Source organism: Leisingera sp. ANG-DT, assembly GCF_000813785.1.
Lineage (GTDB): Bacteria > Pseudomonadota > Alphaproteobacteria > Rhodobacterales > Rhodobacteraceae > Leisingera.
Genome location: NZ_JWLE01000034.1, coordinates 631 through 2146 on the forward strand (window position 1 = coordinate 631; position 1516 = coordinate 2146).

The window sequence follows — 1516 nt, forward strand, 5'->3', positions numbered from 1 at the left end:
GTGATCGTGGCGACCGGCGGAATGCCCTGCATGATGCTGCATGAAACCGGCGGCGATCTGCCCCATGCGGTGTCCAGCTGGGACGTCATCTCCGGCGATGTGAAGCCTGCCGGGCACGTGCTGATCTATGACGAAAGCGGCGACCATCCGGGCCTGATGGCAGCTGAATCTGCGGCAAATGCGGGCGCCAAAGTGGAGGTGATGACCCCCGACCGGACCTTTGCCCCTGACATCATGGGCATGAACCTGGTGCCATACATGCGGGCGCTGCAGGACAAGGATGTGACCTTCACAGTTGCCCGCCGCCTGCAGGGGCTGGCGCGCAGCGGCAACAGGCTGACGGCGTCCATCGGCACGGACTACAGCGGCCATACCTATCAGGCGGAGTATGATCAGGTGGTCTTGAACTATGGCACGCTTCCGCTCGATGATCTCTACTTTGCGCTCAAGGACGCATCGGCCAACCGGGGCGAGGTGGACCAAAGTGCCCTGATCAGCGGCCTCCCCCAATCAATTCGCACTAATTCTGCAGGCCGGCTCCAGCTGTTCCGCATCGGCGATGCAGTTTCTGCACGCAACACTCACGCGGCGATCCATGATGCGCTGCGGCTGATGAAGGAGATCTGATATGCGTCTGGGAGTCCTGGGGTGTGGCACCATCGCCTCCGCTGTGGTTCGGGGGCTGGCGGGCAAGGGCCACCAGATCACCGTCTCGGAACGCAGCGCAAGCCACTCTTTGGCGCTTGCCGAGGCCTTTGAGGATGTGGCCGTGGGCGGAAATCAGGCCGTGATCGATGCAAGCGACGTGGTCTTCCTGGGCCTGATGGCGGAGATTGCGGAGGCCGTTCTGGGCGGGCTGACCTTCCGGGCGGATCAGCAAGTGGTCTCGTTCATGGCGGGCGCGGAGCTGGAGCAGGTTGCGGACTGGGCTGCACCGGCAACGGCGGCAGCGGNNCCGGCATCGCACAGGGCGGCTCTCCAATCATGGCCCTCGGGGATACCGCCCTGCTTGGCCGGATTTTCGAGCCGGACAACCGGGTCTTTGCGCTTCAAGACGGAGCGGAGCTGAAGTCCTATCTGGCGGCCCAGGCAGTGCTCTCGCCGGCTGCGCGCCTGGTGGGGGATGCTGCGGACTGGCTTGGGCAGCGGGTATCGGACCCCGCGCAAGGGGAGGCTTTTTTGCGGATGCTGGTGTCCACCAGCCTGCAGGCGTCAGGATGCGCGGATCTGATCGAAGCGCTGAATACGCCGGGTGGGTATAATCAGCGGCTGCGGTTGCACATGGAAGAAGCGGGCATGCGCACTTCTCTTGCGGAGGGGCTGGGTGAGCTCAAAAGCTAACCTCCCTGTTCGAAAGTTCTGAGTGCCCCGCAGTTGTGCGGCGCCCGTCTGAGCTTGATGCTTCGCCCGGGGCTTTGCCTCACTGCTCGGGTTGTTCTGACAGGAAGTAGGCTCCTGTGAGAATCCGTTGGGGGGATTCTGTTTGTTTTCATTGGTTCCTGGTTTTGGTTTTGTG

Annotated in this window: 1 protein-coding gene and 2 pseudogenes; all 3 read left to right on the forward strand. The window is 62.9% G+C overall.

The window, feature by feature from the left end; genetic code table 11:
* A pseudogene (locus RA21_RS23260) lies at positions 1-627 on the forward strand (N-methylproline demethylase); the annotation flags it as partial.
* A 1-nt stretch (position 628) separates the two neighbouring features.
* On the forward strand, positions 629-953 hold a 325-nt coding region (locus RA21_RS23265; protein WP_342586528.1), incomplete at its 3' end, for an NAD(P)-binding domain-containing protein.
* 2 nt (positions 954-955) lie between these two features.
* Positions 956-1341: pseudogene (locus tag RA21_RS23270) on the forward strand (pyrroline-5-carboxylate reductase); the annotation flags it as partial.
* Positions 1342-1516: the final 175 nt, after the last annotated feature.